The organism is Enterobacter sp. MGH 24, from assembly GCF_000493015.1.
GTDB lineage: Bacteria > Pseudomonadota > Gammaproteobacteria > Enterobacterales > Enterobacteriaceae > Enterobacter.
In genome coordinates, this window is the sequence record NZ_KI535657.1 from 1,205,924 (window position 1) to 1,220,539 (window position 14,616).

The 14,616-nt window shown below is 57.7% G+C and carries 14 protein-coding genes; 3 read left to right on the forward strand and 11 right to left on the reverse strand.

From position 1 onward, the window contains the following. Positions 1-49: 49 nt before the first annotated feature. On the reverse strand, positions 50-1,879 hold the full coding sequence (gene recQ, locus L370_RS16060) for an ATP-dependent DNA helicase RecQ (RefSeq protein WP_032666553.1): 1,830 nt from the start codon (positions 1,877-1,879) through the stop codon (positions 50-52). Between the two features lie 90 nt (positions 1,880-1,969). Continuing rightward, positions 1,970-2,839: a phospholipase A gene (pldA, locus tag L370_RS16055; protein WP_023333803.1), complete on the reverse strand. Its 870-nt coding sequence runs from the start codon at positions 2,837-2,839 to the stop codon at positions 1,970-1,972. A 163-nt stretch (positions 2,840-3,002) separates the two neighbouring features. On the opposite strand from pldA, the gene yigI reads away from it, so the two are divergent. Beyond that, on the forward strand, positions 3,003-3,470 hold the full coding sequence (gene yigI / locus L370_RS16050; protein ID WP_008501538.1) for an acyl-CoA thioesterase YigI: 468 nt from the start codon (positions 3,003-3,005) through the stop codon (positions 3,468-3,470). Between the two features lie 51 nt (positions 3,471-3,521). After that, positions 3,522-4,418: an EamA family transporter RarD gene (rarD, locus tag L370_RS16045; protein ID WP_023333804.1), complete on the forward strand. Its 897-nt coding sequence runs from the start codon at positions 3,522-3,524 to the stop codon at positions 4,416-4,418. An 84-nt stretch (positions 4,419-4,502) separates the two neighbouring features. Here the strand turns inward: rarD and corA are convergent, their stop codons facing one another. The 8 genes from corA to L370_RS0121825 form a co-directional block, all read right to left on the reverse strand. Next, the gene (gene corA / locus L370_RS16040; RefSeq protein ID WP_008501540.1) at positions 4,503-5,453 is read right to left on the reverse strand and encodes a magnesium/cobalt transporter CorA; all 951 of its coding nucleotides are present in this window, start codon (positions 5,451-5,453) and stop codon (positions 4,503-4,505) included. A 151-nt stretch (positions 5,454-5,604) separates the two neighbouring features. Further along, positions 5,605-5,661, reverse strand: coding sequence for a YsgD/CorL family protein (ysgD, locus tag L370_RS23600; RefSeq protein ID WP_212743980.1), 57 nt, complete (start codon positions 5,659-5,661; stop codon positions 5,605-5,607). Positions 5,662-5,810: 149 nt separating this feature from the next. Beyond that, a complete protein-coding gene (gene uvrD, locus L370_RS16035) occupies positions 5,811-7,973 on the reverse strand; it encodes a DNA helicase II (protein ID WP_023333805.1) in 2,163 nt (720 codons plus the stop codon). Positions 7,974-8,080: 107 nt separating this feature from the next. Beyond that, positions 8,081-8,797 carry a 5-amino-6-(5-phospho-D-ribitylamino)uracil phosphatase YigB gene (gene yigB, locus L370_RS16030; RefSeq protein ID WP_023333806.1) on the reverse strand — a complete coding sequence of 239 codons (717 nt, stop codon included), beginning with the start codon at positions 8,795-8,797 and terminating at the stop codon, positions 8,081-8,083. Beyond that, positions 8,797-9,699 (reverse strand): tyrosine recombinase XerC, encoded by a 903-nt coding sequence (gene xerC / locus L370_RS16025; protein ID WP_023309625.1) that lies wholly within the window; start codon positions 9,697-9,699, stop codon positions 8,797-8,799. Before xerC ends, yigB begins: the two co-directional genes overlap by 1 nt. Continuing rightward, on the reverse strand, positions 9,696-10,403 hold the full coding sequence (locus tag L370_RS16020; protein WP_023309626.1) for a DUF484 domain-containing protein: 708 nt from the start codon (positions 10,401-10,403) through the stop codon (positions 9,696-9,698). Before L370_RS16020 ends, xerC begins: the two co-directional genes overlap by 4 nt. Beyond that, complete coding sequence (gene dapF, locus L370_RS16015) at positions 10,400-11,224, reverse strand: diaminopimelate epimerase (protein WP_008501545.1); 825 nt, start codon at positions 11,222-11,224, stop codon at positions 10,400-10,402. Before dapF ends, L370_RS16020 begins: the two co-directional genes overlap by 4 nt. Positions 11,225-11,259: 35 nt before the next feature. Beyond that, the gene (locus L370_RS0121825; protein ID WP_032641437.1) at positions 11,260-11,463 is read right to left on the reverse strand and encodes an LPS translocon maturation chaperone LptM; all 204 of its coding nucleotides are present in this window, start codon (positions 11,461-11,463) and stop codon (positions 11,260-11,262) included. A gap of 135 nt (positions 11,464-11,598) precedes the next feature. Here L370_RS0121825 and cyaY point away from each other — a divergent pair, with 135 nt between their 5' ends. Continuing rightward, positions 11,599-11,919 (forward strand): iron donor protein CyaY, encoded by a 321-nt coding sequence (gene cyaY, locus L370_RS16010; protein ID WP_023333807.1) that lies wholly within the window; start codon positions 11,599-11,601, stop codon positions 11,917-11,919. 95 nt (positions 11,920-12,014) lie between these two features. Here the strand turns inward: cyaY and cyaA are convergent, their stop codons facing one another. After that, positions 12,015-14,558 (reverse strand): class I adenylate cyclase, encoded by a 2,544-nt coding sequence (cyaA, locus tag L370_RS16005; RefSeq protein ID WP_023333808.1) that lies wholly within the window; start codon positions 14,556-14,558, stop codon positions 12,015-12,017. Positions 14,559-14,616 lie beyond the last annotated feature (58 nt).

Here is a 14,616-nt window from a genome sequence, read left to right on the forward strand (position 1 = left end):
GGGAAATAATTCAGTGAGTCATCATCCTGGCACTTTTTCGCCCGGCTGACTACTCCTCATCATCACCATCGGCGTGAGAGCGGATGAGCGCCATAAACTCTTTACCGAAGCGCTCCAGCTTGCGTGTCCCCACGCCGTTGACGCTGAGCATCTCACTTGCGCTGAGCGGCATCTGCTCGGCCATCTCAATCAGCGTCGCATCGTTGAACACCACGTACGGCGGGATGTTCTCTTCGTCAGCGATAGCTTTACGCAGCTTGCGCAGTTTGGCGAACAGCTTGCGGTCATAGTTGCCGCCGTACGATTTTTGCATTACGCGCGGCTTCAGGGCGATGACGCGCGGCACGGCGAGCTTCAGTTCAACGTCACCGCGCAGGACCGGACGCGCCGCTTCGGTCAGCTGCAGGGCGGAGTGCTGGGCAATGTTCTGCGTGGCAAAGCCGAGGTGAATCAGCTGGCGAATGATACTCACCCAGTGCTCGTGGCTCTGCTCTTTGCCAATACCGTAGACCGGCAGCTTGTCGTGGCCCATGTCGCGGATACGCTGGCTGTTGGCACCGCGCAGCACCTCCACCACGTAGCCCATCCCGAAGCGCTGATTCACACGGTAAATGGTCGAGAGCGCCTTACGCGCATCCATCAGGCCATCGTACTGTTTCGGCGGATCAAGGCAGATATCGCAGTTGCCGCACGGCTCCTGTCGCCCTTCACCAAAGTAGTTGAGCAGCACAAGACGGCGGCAGGTTTGCGCTTCGGCAAACGCGCCCATCGCGTTGAGCTTGTGGCGCTCGATATCCTGCAGCGGTCCCTGCGGCTTCTCTTCCAGACAGCGGCGCAGCCACGCCATATCGGCCGGATCGTAAAACAGCATCGCTTCCGCAGGCAGGCCGTCACGCCCGGCGCGGCCGGTTTCCTGATAGTAGGATTCGATATTGCGCGGGATGTCGAAATGCACCACAAAGCGCACGTTCGGCTTGTTAATGCCCATTCCGAACGCCACCGTCGCGACCACGATTTGCAGGTCGTCGCGCTGGAATTTTTCCTGCACGTCGGCGCGGATGTGGTTCTCTAACCCGGCATGATACGCGGCGGCGCTAAAGCCGCGATTTTGCAGACGCGCGGCGGTGTCTTCGACCTTCGCACGGCTGTTGCAGTAAATGATGCCGGACTTGCCGCGCTGCTCCTGGACGTAGCGCAGGAGCTGATCCAGCGGCTTGAACTTTTCCATCAGCATATAGCGGATGTTAGGGCGGTCGAAGCTGCTGACCTGAATATAGGGGTCGTTCAGCCCGAGTAGACGAACGATATCCAGCCGCGTGGTATCATCCGCCGTGGCGGTGAGCGCCATAAACGGCAGCTCGGGGAAGCGCTGACGCAGCTGGCCGAGGGCGGCATATTCCGGGCGGAAATCGTGTCCCCACTGAGAGATACAGTGCGCTTCATCTACCGCCAGCAGCACCGGGTTCCAGTGCGCCAGGTGGTCGAGGAAGTTATCCAGCATCAGGCGTTCCGGGGCGATATACAGCAGGCGGATCTGTCCCGTGCGGCACCCGGCCATCACCTCTTGCTGCTGCTCCCGGGTTTGCGTGGAGTTAAGGCAGGCTGCCGCCACGCCGTTGGCGAGCAGCTGGTCAACCTGGTCTTTCATCAGAGAAATGAGAGGGGATACCACGACCGTCAGGCCGTTAAGTACCAGCGCGGGTACCTGATAACAGAGGGACTTACCGCCGCCGGTTGGCATCACCACCAGGCAATCACGACCTTCCAGCACCGTTTCAATGATGGTTTCCTGGCCGGGGCGGAACTGCTGGTAGCCAAAGGTTTCATGCAAAACCTGTTTAGCCAGCGACTCCTGATTCAATACTTCCGCCTGCGCCACGTTAACCCCATATGCCAGAAATGAAACAGGCGCTATTTTCAGCGCCTGAGAGAGAAACTTCAACGTTTAACGCAAAAACATTCGAACAGCCTAGAGAATATCGTTCAGCATCACGCCCACGCCGACGCGGGTCTGGTTGAAGTTGTAATCGATAAGCGACTCGCCGTAACCGCTGTACACCTGAGTATAGATGCGGACATGCTTCGTCATTGGATAGCTTAAGCCCACTTCCGCACCGCCGTAGCCGGTGTTCCAGTTGTACTGGCCTTTGGCGCTGAGCACGGCATCACCCAACTGGTAGCCGACTTTGAGCTGGTAATAGCCCATATATTTGGTGATATCCGGGTTGTCATCGGTTTCGCCCACCACATACCACGGCTTCACTTCCACCATCCAGTTACCGTTCTGCGCCATCAGACGCGTATAGGCACGGTTCCAGCTGCGCGAGGTAGGGTCAGAACGACCGTTGGAATCGTGGTTAAAGCCCACCTCGACGTCACGCAGCGTCCAGCCCGCAAATTCATAATCCGTTGCAAAACCGAGGAACAGCTGCGGCTCATAGTTGGTTTCGCGGAACGGTGAGGACTCTCCGCTGTTAGAGAGCTGCCACCAGGATTTCTGCGTGTAAGACGCCCCGAGCACCGAGTTCGGCCCCAGAATACCGCGCCAGAACGGGAACGCGAGGCTGAGCTGGAACTTCACCTCATCTTTACGCGCATTATCAGACCAGTTATAGGAGCTTATCGCTTCTTTGTTGAGATCGCTGGTCTGGGTGTAAATCACGTAGTTGGTGTCATACGGATAGAGCGTGAACGGATTGTCATGCTCCTGAAGAAGGTTCGCGATAATGCTGCCGTGAACGGCAGGTTTATCATGCACCTCTTTGATCGTCGCTTCCTGCGCATATGCTGTGAGGGGCAGCGCAACCGCCGCCAGTAACCAGGCCAGATACGTCCGCATCGGTGGTGTTCTCCTGCAAAAGAGTAAAATTACCTGAATAGTTATGTGGCGGACATTCTACAGACTTCTGCGACAACTGCTGCATCCTCGTTTCTGAAAGTGGAATTCCTTGTTGCCGAGGCATAAAATCAACATTTCATTAACAATAAGGATGTGATGCCTCATGTCAGCCATGCTTACCGCCGAAGAAGTGTTAAAACTCGTGGGCGAGATTTTTGTTTACCATATGCCGTTTAACCGTGCGCTGGGACTGGAGCTGGAGCGTTACGAGAAAGACTTTGCCCAGCTGAGCTTCAACAATCAGCCGATGATGGTGGGTAACTGGGCGCAAAGTATTTTGCACGGCGGCGTGATTGCCTCCGCGCTGGACGTCGCGGCAGGTCTGGTCTGCGTGGGCAGTACGCTGACCCGCCATGACACCATCAACGAAGACGAACTTCGCCAGCGTCTGGCACGCATGGGCACCATTGATCTGCGCGTCGACTATCTTCGCCCGGGGCGCGGAAATCGCTTTACCTGTACCAGCAGCCTGCTGCGTGCGGGCAACAAAGTTGCTGTGGCGCGCGTTGAATTACACAACGAAGAACAGGTGTATATCGCCAGCGCAACCGCCACTTATATGGTGGGTTGAGGCGGCAAAATCGGGTAAAATTAATTCACTTATTTGTAACGGATTTTCCCGATGGATGCTAAACAGACGCGGCAGGGCGTTTTACTCGCCCTTGCCGCTTATTTTATTTGGGGTATTGCCCCGGCGTATTTCAAGCTTATCGCCTACGTTCCGGCCGATGAGATCCTGACTCACCGCGTTATCTGGTCATTCTTCTTTATGATTGCGCTGATGAGCCTCAGCCGTCAGTGGTCGGGCGTCAAAACGCTGTTCAAAACCCCTAAAAAGGTCTTCCTGCTGGCGCTCTCAGCGGTGCTGATTGGCGGCAACTGGCTGCTGTTCATCTGGGCGGTGAATAACCATCACATGCTCGAAGCGAGCCTGGGGTACTTCATTAACCCGCTGGTGAACATCGTGCTGGGGATGATTTTCCTCGGCGAACGCTTCCGCCGGATGCAGTGGGTGGCGGTGATTCTGGCCTTCTGCGGCGTGCTGGTGCAGCTATGGACCTTCGGCTCGTTGCCGATTATTGCCCTCGGCCTGGCGTTTAGCTTTGCCTTCTATGGTCTGGTGCGTAAGAAGATTGCGGTGGAAGCGCAGACGGGGATGCTGTTTGAAACCCTGTGGCTGCTGCCCGTGGCGGCGATTTATCTCTTCGGCATCGCCGACAGCGCCACCAGCCATATGGGCAGCAACCCGTGGTCGCTGAACCTGATGCTGATGGCGGCGGGCGTGGTGACCACCATTCCTCTGCTGTGCTTCACCGGTGCAGCGACGCGTCTGCGTCTCTCCACGCTGGGCTTCTTCCAGTACATTGGCCCGACGCTGATGTTCCTGCTGGCAGTGGTGTTTTACGGCGAAGTGCCGGGTGCGGATAAGATGGTGACGTTCGCCTTTATCTGGGTGGCGCTGGCGATTTTCGTTGCGGATGCGATTTATACCCAGCGCAGGGTGCGCAAAGGCCTGTAGTGCCTTTTTGCCGGATGGCGGCTGCGCCTTATCCGGCCTACAAGATCTGTAGGCCCGGTAAGCGTAGCGCCACCGGGCGGATTCTCAAAGCCAGTTACGACGCTTAAAGTACAGATACGGCGCCAGCCCCGCGAGGATCATAAAGATAATCGCCCCCGGGTAGCCAAAGCTCCACTTCAGTTCCGGCATAAACTCAAAGTTCATCCCATAGCTGGACGCCACCAGCGTCGGCGGCAGGAACACCACGGACACCACCGAGAAGATCTTGATGATGCGGTTCTGCTCGATGTTGATAAAGCCCATCGCCGCCTGCATCAGGAAGTTCACCTTCTGGAACAGAGATTCGTTGTGCGGCAGCAGGGATTCGATATCTCGTAAGATCTCACGCGCCTGCTCCAGCTGACCGCCCGGCAGACGCGCCTTGCGCACCAGGAAGTTCAGCGCGCGCTGGGTATCCATAAGACACAAACGCACCTTCCAGCCGATATCTTCCAGCTCCGCCAGCGTGGAGAGCGCTTCGTCGTACTCATCGCCCTGATGGCCTTCCATGATCACGCGGCTCAGCTTTTCCAGATCGCTGTAGATGTTTTCAATTTCGTCCGCCAGCTGTTCAATTTTGGTCTCGAACAGATCGAGCAGCAGCTCGTAAGCGTTACCGTCCACCATCGCCTGGCTGCGGGCGCGCATGCGGTAGAGGCGGAATGCCGGCAGCTCGCGCTCGCGCAGGGTAAACAGGCGGCCGTCGCGAATGGTAAACGCCACGGTGGAGTTACCCGCGTGATCTTCCGCATCTTCAAAGAAGAAGAAGGAGTGAATGTGCAGGCCGTCTTCGTCTTCAAAAAAACGCGCGGATGCTTCGATGTCTTCCAGTTCCGGGCGGGTTGCCAGGCTTTGCCCCAGCTCAGATTGTACGCGAAGGCGCTCATCGTCGTCCGGCTCGACCAGATCCACCCATACAGCATCAATGAGGGGCTGTGACTCTTCGGCTTCAAGCCGAGTCAGTCGGTTATTTTCGAGTTGAAATGCGCTCAACATGACCGGGACTCCCAATGCAAAAAATATCGGACAGTTCGGTGGGCACACAGAAACAAATTGGGTTTCAGACCATTAAACAGCCTGACTCAGCGCGACGGGAATAATGCAGGTCGCTGACAACCACTAAGGCCATCAGCAAGAGGAGATAGCCTTAGGAGTTGTTCCTGGATGACAGGGAATTGAGCCAGTATCTACTGGGTGTGTCCAAGGCGAATGTCCTCTTAGCGTAATCGTGCGCGCATGTTACGCCAGCTATAACTGTGGCGTCAACACGCAACGGAACGCTGAAGGGCATTAATTGACCTTCACTGTATAAGGCTAGCAGATTATTACAAAATAATGATATTTTTCTGAATGTTAGACCGTTTCCAGCTTCGCATAGGCCGCCACCAGCCATTTAATCCCCTGCCCCTGGAACGCCACCTGCAGACGGCTGTGCTCGCCGCTGCCTTCCAGATTCACAATGGTGCCTTCGCCAAATTTCGAATGGCGCACGCGCTGACCCAGCTTGTAGCCGGTGTCGGTTTCCGCAATCGGCGAGCCCATGCGCTGATGACTGACCGGACGGCTGATGCTCGCCCGCAGACGCACCTCTTCCACGCACTCTTCCGGCAGCTCGCCGATAAAGCGCGACGGACGGTGATAAACCTCTTTACCGTACAGACGGCGGGTTTCGGCGTAGGTCAGCGTCAGCTTTTGCATCGCGCGCGTCACGCCCACGTAGGCCAGACGACGCTCCTCTTCCAGCCGACCGCCCTCATCCAGCGACATCTGGCTCGGGAACATCCCCTCTTCCATCCCGACGATAAATACCTGCGGGAACTCGAGGCCTTTGGCAGAGTGCAGGGTCATGAGCTGAACCGCATCCTGCCAGGTATCCGCCTGCCCTTCCCCCGCTTCCAGCGCGGCGTGAGAGAGGAACGCCTGGAGCGGCATCAGGTCTTCGTCTTCTTCGTTGTAGCTGAACTGGCGCGTCGCCGTCACCAGTTCCTCTAAGTTCTCGATACGGGTCTGACCCTTCTCGCCTTTCTCCTGCTCGTACATGGTACGCAGGCCGGAGTCTTTAATCACCCGGTCGGTCTGCACGTGCAGCGGCATGTCGGCGGTTTCCTGCGCCAGGGCGTCAATCAGCTCAAGGAAGCGCTGTAATGCGCTGGCGGCACGTCCGGCGAGGGCTTTTTCCTGCAGCAGCTCGCGGCATGCCTGCCAGAGCGTAAGCTGGCGATCGCGCGAGGCCTGACGCACCACGTCCAGAGTGCGGTCACCGATGCCGCGGGTCGGCGTGTTGACCACGCGCTCAAACGCCGCATCGTCGTTGCGGTTGGCGATCAGGCGCAGATATGAAAGCGCATCTTTGATTTCCTGACGTTCGAAGAATCGCATGCCGCCATAAATGCGGTACGGCATGCTCACCTGCAGCAGCGCCTCTTCCAGCACGCGCGACTGGGCGTTGCTGCGGTAGAGAATGGCGCACTGCTCCAGCGCGCCGCCGTTGTCCTGCCAGGTTTTGATGCGGTTCACCACGAAGCGGGCTTCGTCGAGCTCGTTGAAGGCGCAGTAAATCGAAATCGGTTCGCCGTCGACGCCGTCGGTCCACAGCTTTTTACCCAGACGCCCGTTGTTGTTTTCAATCAGGGCGTTGGCCGCACTCAGAATGTTGCTGGTTGAGCGGTAGTTCTGCTCCAGACGGATGGTCTGTGCGCCAGGGAAATCGTTGAGGAAGCGCTGGATGTTCTCCACCTGCGCCCCGCGCCAGCCGTAGATCGACTGGTCATCATCGCCTACGATCATCACCTTGCCGGTATCACCGGCCAGCAGGCGTATCCACGCGTACTGGATGTTGTTGGTATCCTGGAACTCGTCCACCAGGATATTGGTAAAGCGTTCACGGTAGTGCTGCAGGATGTGCGGCTTGTTGAGCCACAGCTCGTGGGCGCGCAGCAGCAGCTCGGCGAAATCCACCAGACCGGCGCGATCGCATGCTTCCTGATAGGCCTTGTAGACGTTCTGCCAGGTCTGCTCGACCGGGTTGCCGAAGCTCTGGATATGGTGCGGGCGCAGCCCCTCGTCCTTCTGGCCGTTGATGTACCACATCGCCTGACGCGGCGGCCACTGCTTCTCGTCGAGGTTCATCGCCTTAATCAGGCGCTTCAGCAGACGGAGCTGATCTTCGCTGTCGAGGATCTGGAAATCCTGCGGCAGGTTGGCGTCCATATGGTGTGCGCGCAGCAGGCGGTGCGCCAGACCGTGGAAGGTACCGACCCACATGCCGCCCTGGCTGGTACCCATCAGCTGCGCGATGCGGTGGCGCATCTCCGCCGCCGCCTTGTTGGTGAACGTGACCGCCATGATGGAGTACGGTGAGCAGTTTTCCACGCTCTGCAGCCAGGCGATACGGTGAACCAGCACGCGCGTCTTACCACTGCCCGCTCCAGCCAGCACCAGCAGGTTGGTGCGCGAGGCGGCAACCGCGTCACGCTGTTTGTCATTAAGGCTGTCGAGCAGGTAAGAAACGTCCATTGGCACCGTCACATAGTATTCAGGAACACAGCGAAACGCCCGGTGGCGCTTCGCTTACCGGGCCTACAACTGCAAAACCCTGGTAATTTATACAATATTACTGGTGATTATATCAGCGTCGTGAGGGATGCCAACCGTGAAATTTCCACGTGCGGCAGAAGACGGCTGTCCAGCGTGGTCATCAGGTCGGCGTTTTCCGGCTTGATCCAGCAGGCCTGCATGCCGCAGCGGATAGCCCCGGCCACGTCCGTGGTGAGGTCGTCCCCGACGTGCAGGATCTTACCGAGCGGCAGGTTAAGCTTATCCGCCGCCAGATGGTACATGTCGCTGAACGGCTTCGCGCGCCCGTGCGGGCCTGCGCGCAGCACAAATTCAAAGTAATCGCTAAGGCCAAACAGCTCGGGCTGGGCATTGCCGTTGGTGATCGCCACCAGCGGCCACTTTTCGGCAAGCTTCGCCAGCGTGTCGTGGGTCTCCTGCGGCACGTCGATACGGCTGCGCCATTTGGCGAAGTTTTCCATGGACGCTTCGGCACCGATGGCCGCGTCCTGCGCGCTCAGGCCGGCATTGAGCATCGCCTGTTCAACCGCACGGCGACGCCATTCGGTCACGTCGTGGTAGATGTCCGGCTCGGTCTCCCGCAGGGACTGACGCAGCTGCTGAAAATCTTTGTTCTGCATCGCTTTCAGCGCGGGATGGTAGTTCTGCACAAACGCCAGCGACTCCTGCTCGGTACGCAGGATCACCTCGCGGTTGTCGTAAAGGGTGTCATCAAGGTCAAACGTCAGGGCTGAGATCTGACCGAGTGGGCGGTAAAAACGCATTATTTCCCCCGTTTGGCGCGTGGATGCGCCGCGTCATACACCGAGGCAAGGTGTTGGAAGTCTAAGTGGGTATAGATTTGAGTGGTCGACAGATTCGCGTGGCCAAGCAGTTCCTGCACGCCGCGCAGATCGCCGCTTGACTCAAGCATGTGTGTCGCAAAGGAGTGGCGCAGCTTGTGCGGGTGAACGTGGCTGTTCAGCCCCTGCTTAATGCCCCACTCCGCAAAGCGTTTCTGCACGTTACGCGCCGAGATCCGTTTGCCGAGCTTCGACAGGAACAACGCATCCTCTTCGCTGCCAAACAGCCCGCGCAGGTCAAGCCAGTGCTCAATCCAGGAGACCGCGTTGCGGCCAATAGGCAGGCGGCGCTCTTTGCTGCCCTTGCCCATCACCCACACTTCACCGGACTCCAGATCGAGGTGTTTGATATCAAGATTAACCAGCTCAGAGAGACGCAGCCCGGCACCGTACATCACCTCCAGCATCGCGCGGTCGCGCACGGCCAGCGGATCGTTAAGATCGATATCCAGCAGGCGGTTTACGTCGTCGACGTCGATATTTTTAGGCAGATGGCGCGGCGCTTTTGGCGTGGCGATCCCTTTTGCCGGGTTGGCTTTTAAGCCCCCCTGGCTGACCAGCCAGTCGAAGAAACTGCGCAGCGCTGAGAGCCTGAGTGCCAGGCTCGCCGGGCTGAGATTTTTTTTTCGGCTACGCACAACGAACCCGCGCACCGTCGCAGCGTCACATTGCTGCCAGCTTTTCAGGCCGATTTCGTCGGCAATCTGCATGATGGCATCAAGCTGACGCTGGTAGTTGAGCAGGGTAATGGGGCTAAGCTGACGCTCCACGCCCAGATAGCGCAGAAAGCGCGAGACGTCAGTGGCGAGCAGTCCGTCCGTCATACGCGCTCAATCCAGCGCTCCAGCAGCTCGGGCAGCATCAGGGCGATCTCCTGCAGCAGGTGCGTGGCCTGCCCCTGCTCATAGTGATGCGCGTCGCGACTGGTAAATAACATGACCCCCAGATCGCCATCGCGCCCCATCAGCGACATCGCTACCGAGCCAATCGCTTTGGCTTCCGGCAATACCACCAGCAGCTCAGGTCCGTTCAGCGGCCCCAGATAGTGGTGCTCATGGCCCAGACGCTGAATGCGCAGCGGTTCAAACGCCTGGCGGCTGAGCGCCAGATGGGTAAACCCCGACGGTGCCCCAATGCGCCAGCGGTCAGGGAACAGACGAATCGTTGCGCCTGCCAGCCCCAGCTCCCGGGCCCAGCGGTGGAAGCGGCTGAGGAACTCGTCGAGACTGTGCGCCGACGCCAGACGCGCCTGCAGATGCAGCAGTCGATAGAACAGGCTTTCGTTGGTGCTGGCCTGCTCCATCAGCAGCGTCATGTTCTCTTCAAGCTGATTGATGTGGTTGCGCGAGCGCGCCATGTGCCATTCGACCAGCGACACGGTCCCGCGAACCGGATGCGGCACGCGCATCTCTTCGACGACGCGTGCATTGCGAATAAAAAACTCAGGATTGCGCAGCAGATAATCAACAACAGCTCTGTCGTCCAGTTCCGTCACTGTTTCCTGCAGTTCTTCCCCTGGTTGCTTCATAGATGGATAAACCCGTCATAGACATGTGCCGCCGGGCCAGTCATATACAGTGGATGACCCGGTCCTTTCCAGGCGATATCAAGCCGACCGCCCGGTAATTCCACGCGAACCTCTTCTGCCAGTAACCCCTGGGAGATGCCCACGGCCACCGCAGCACAGGCGCCGCTTCCGCAGGCCTGAGTCTCGCCCGCGCCGCGCTCGTAAACCCGCAGGCGAATGTGCTCGCGTTTCACCACCTGCATAAAGCCGATGTTCGCGCGCTCCGGGAAACGTTCGTGGCTTTCCAGCACCGGGCCGAGCGTTTCGACCGCGGCAGTTTCCACATCATCAACCTGAATCACGCAGTGTGGGTTACCCATTGAGACGACGCCGCACAATACTGTCTGCTCGGCCGCACGCATAATATAGGTCTTTTCCGCTTTGTTTGCGCGAAACGGCACGACGGAGGGCTCGAAGTTAGGCTCGCCCATGTTCACGCGCACCAGTTCATCATCGGTGACGCTGAGCACCATGCGACCATTGGCGGTGCTGACGCGAATATCACGCTTGTTGGTCAGCCCTTTCAGGCGGACAAAGCGGGCAAAACAGCGCGCGCCGTTGCCGCACTGGTTAACTTCGCTGCCGTCCGCGTTAAAAATACGGTAGTGAAAATCGAGGTCGGGATCGTACGGTGGCTCGACCACCAGCAGCTGATCGAACCCCACGCCCAGGTGCCGATCCGCCAGGCGACGGATCAGTTCCGGGGAGAAAAACACATTCTGCGTTACCGCGTCGACGACCATAAAATCGTTGCCAAGGCCATGCATTTTAGAGAACTGCATCATTTGCTCCATTGCGCGGGTACAGAACGTTGTCGTCAGAGATTAACCTGAGTCGGGCCACCGCTGTCGCCACGATCGTTAGTATTTGGCGTGGTAGACTCAATACCGCTTTGCACAGGTTTTGTCGGCGGCGGCGCAGTTTTATCCTCAGGTGGGAAATAAAGTGGTCCCTTCAGTCCGCAGCCAGTCAGGCTAAACAGCGTGATGAGAACGGCAAGCGTTCGGAAAGCGTTTTTCATTATAAAGTTGCCCGTAAGTTCAAATCTGTTTCTATCATCGCAGGAGAAGACACAAAAGCAAGAGTTTGCCGCTTTCCTGCAACGGGAATTATTTAGGGTTATACTGCCGGCATCACGAAAAACAGGAACAAAACCATGAACGACAGTGAATTCCATCGCCTTGCCGACAACCTGTGGATGACCATCGAAGAGCGTCTTGACGACTGGGACGGCGACAGCGATATCGATTGTGAAATCAACGGCGGCATTCTGACCCTGAGCTTCGAAAATGGCAGCAAAATTATTATTAACCGCCAGGAGCCGCTTCACCAGGTCTGGCTGGCCGCGAAACAGGGTGGCTATCATTTCGATCTGAAAGACGGGGAGTGGGTTTGCGACCGCAGCGGCGTACCGTTCTGGGATTTGCTGGAACAGGCGGCGACCGCGCAGGCGGGTGAGGCTGTGAGTTTCAGGTAGTTTTGTTGCCGGGTGGCGCAGCGCTTACCCGGCCTACGGGTTCGAGCTGTTGTAGGCCCGGTAAGGCGTAGCCGCCACCGGGCGAGCGAAAAGACTCAGGAGAAATACTGCTGCAACAGCGGCGCGGTGTCCTGACTGGCAGGCGCGGCAGGCGTTACGGCCTGGGTCCGGAACGGGATCACCTGCGTACGACCGTCGACGTTCACAATCTGGTAGAACTGCGGCAGGTTAAAGTTGATAAAGCTTGAGCCGTAGGTGAAACGGTCATGCGAAGAGGAGTAGAAGCGGCTGACGTCGCGCACCAGCTCCTCTTTACTGCCTTCACAGTGGTGATATACCTCGGCGCGGTTGGTTTCATCCAGAATGTAGATGTTGAACCCGGCATCCTCGCCCGACTCTTCAAAGAAGAACTGAATAATCCCTTCGCTGGCAAAGCCGTCCACCACCTGCGGCAGCTTAACGTGGTTGGTTTCCACCTGCACCGACAGGCCATGCAGCTTGTTGTGCGAAATCGCGCCGTAGAACTCGATAGCGTTTTCCAGCTTCTGTACCGACACGTTCAGGCGCTCGAAGAACAGGCCCCAGGTCTGGCCGGAGACGCGCAGCGCTTTAAAGCGCCCGGTTTCCTGACGGGTGCTGGAGAGACGCAGTTCGATACACTCAGAGACCAGCTGCTGCACGCGGGTACGAATTAAACCGCGCAGGTGCTGGCTGTAGCAAAATACCTCAACGCTGTCCGGCGGCGCGGCATCCTGGTGCATCTTGCCGAGAATGGTTTTCAACGCTTCGATCATCGCCTGCTCGCCGTTGAAATGCAGGGTACGCACTTCGTTCCACGAGTTGCGGTACAGCAGATCCACGCTGCCCACCAGACAGTTTTGCTGCTCGCCAAAGCTAAAGACGTCCAGCTTGCGGAAGTCAAAATGGACCACCTGATTGCGGAAGGCCGCCGTCGGGTCGTATTCCAGGTTGACGATAATCGCCAGATGGCGAATCTCGCACGGGCTGTAGAGCGCTTTCGGCGTTGGGGCAGGCAGGCGCAGCGGGAAGTGGTGCGACACATCCGCGACCATCTCCTGCAGCTTAGCGAGATCAACCACCTCGTTGCCTTTGATAAACAGGCGCGTGCGCGAGGTCAGCAGGCCGTTGAACCAGGCCCAGGCCACCAGCTTGTTCAGGTAGCGGTTATATTCCAGCGGCTGATGGCTGATGATTGAATCCATGCTTGGCGCACGGTTATACAGATACCACCCGGTGCGGTTTGCGCGGCCCGGCGGCACATAGATAAAGGTCAGGTTCGGTTCTGACAGGTCTGGCGAAATCTGCGGGTTAACCAGGGTGACTTTACCCGGCAGCGCCTCAAACGCGGCGTACAGCTTACGGGTCAAGACACCGATATCCTGCGGGCTGGCGGAAACGCTGAGGTTGTTACGGCGCGCAAAGCGGATCAGGTTACGATAGCTTTGCATCATCGCATCGAGCAGTTCGTTGTGCGCTTCACGTACCTGATCGATTTTCCAGTTGGCCCGGTTGTCGAGCATGGACAGACGCGCTTCGTCCCATCCCCACTCTTTCACTAACTGACTGACCACTTCACGACGCCAGCCCACGCAGGCGCGCTCGCGGCTCAATTTCTCACAGACTTTGAGATAGAAACATCGACGCACCAGGTCCAGACGCGTGGTGTCATCAATGGCTTTAAGGTATTCGGTCACGCGCTCCAGCATCATGCAGTAGGCGTCCAGCCCGAAGGAGACGATCTCCCCGTCGTGCAAGCGCTGCTTGATATCTTTCGCCAGCAGGCGAGGCGTGGGGTATTCCCAGGAATAGGCTTCCAGCAGCAGCGTTTTCAGCACCGCTTTATACGGCGAGTCGATACTCTTATAGAGCTGCCAGAGGCTTGCGCCAAAGTACTCTTCTGCGGACAGAGAGCTTAGGCCGCCGAGATCCAACCATTCGTTTGGCGTCAGTACGCCCTGCGCGTAAAGCGACATGACGTAGTCATCGTAATGCTCTTCTTCTTCGCACGGGACCATATTCCACAGAATACGCTTCCCGGCCAGACGCACGGCAGTACGGTAAAATTCATCCAGCAGTAAGATGTGCTGAGTCGAGCCGCAGTCCTCACCACCCAGACTGCCGCTTTCGTTATGGCGGAAACGGTTTTCATCAATCAGGAAGAAGCTTACTTCCACACCGAGCGAAGCCGCCCAGCTCTCCAGCAGGCTACACTTGCGCTGCAGCAGCTGACGCTCGTCGTTATCGAGCCAGGACTGATGACAGACCCAGATGTCCAGGTCCGAAGAACAGCTTTGCCCTACCGATGAGGTGCTCCCCATAGAGTAAACGCCGGTAATCGGCAGTTCACCTTTCGGAGACTCCTGTGGCGGCATGCCGCGATAGAGCTCAAGCTCGTTCAGATAATGCTGTTGGGTTTCATCAGGCGTGAAAAGGCAAATGCCCTGGGGAACGTTACCGTCAAGGTAGCCAGGCATCAGCGGATGGTGATAGTGCAATAATGTCGGCAGCAGACTGTATACCTGCTGGAAAGCAGGGCCCATGGCAGCAAGCGCGCGATCCACACGCAGTTGATTTATGGCATCCAGTCTCTGTTTCAGAGTCTCAATATAGAGGTACAAGACGTATCGCCTGATGTTTCCGGGTGGCGCAAGCTATTCAAAACACGAATAACAGCGG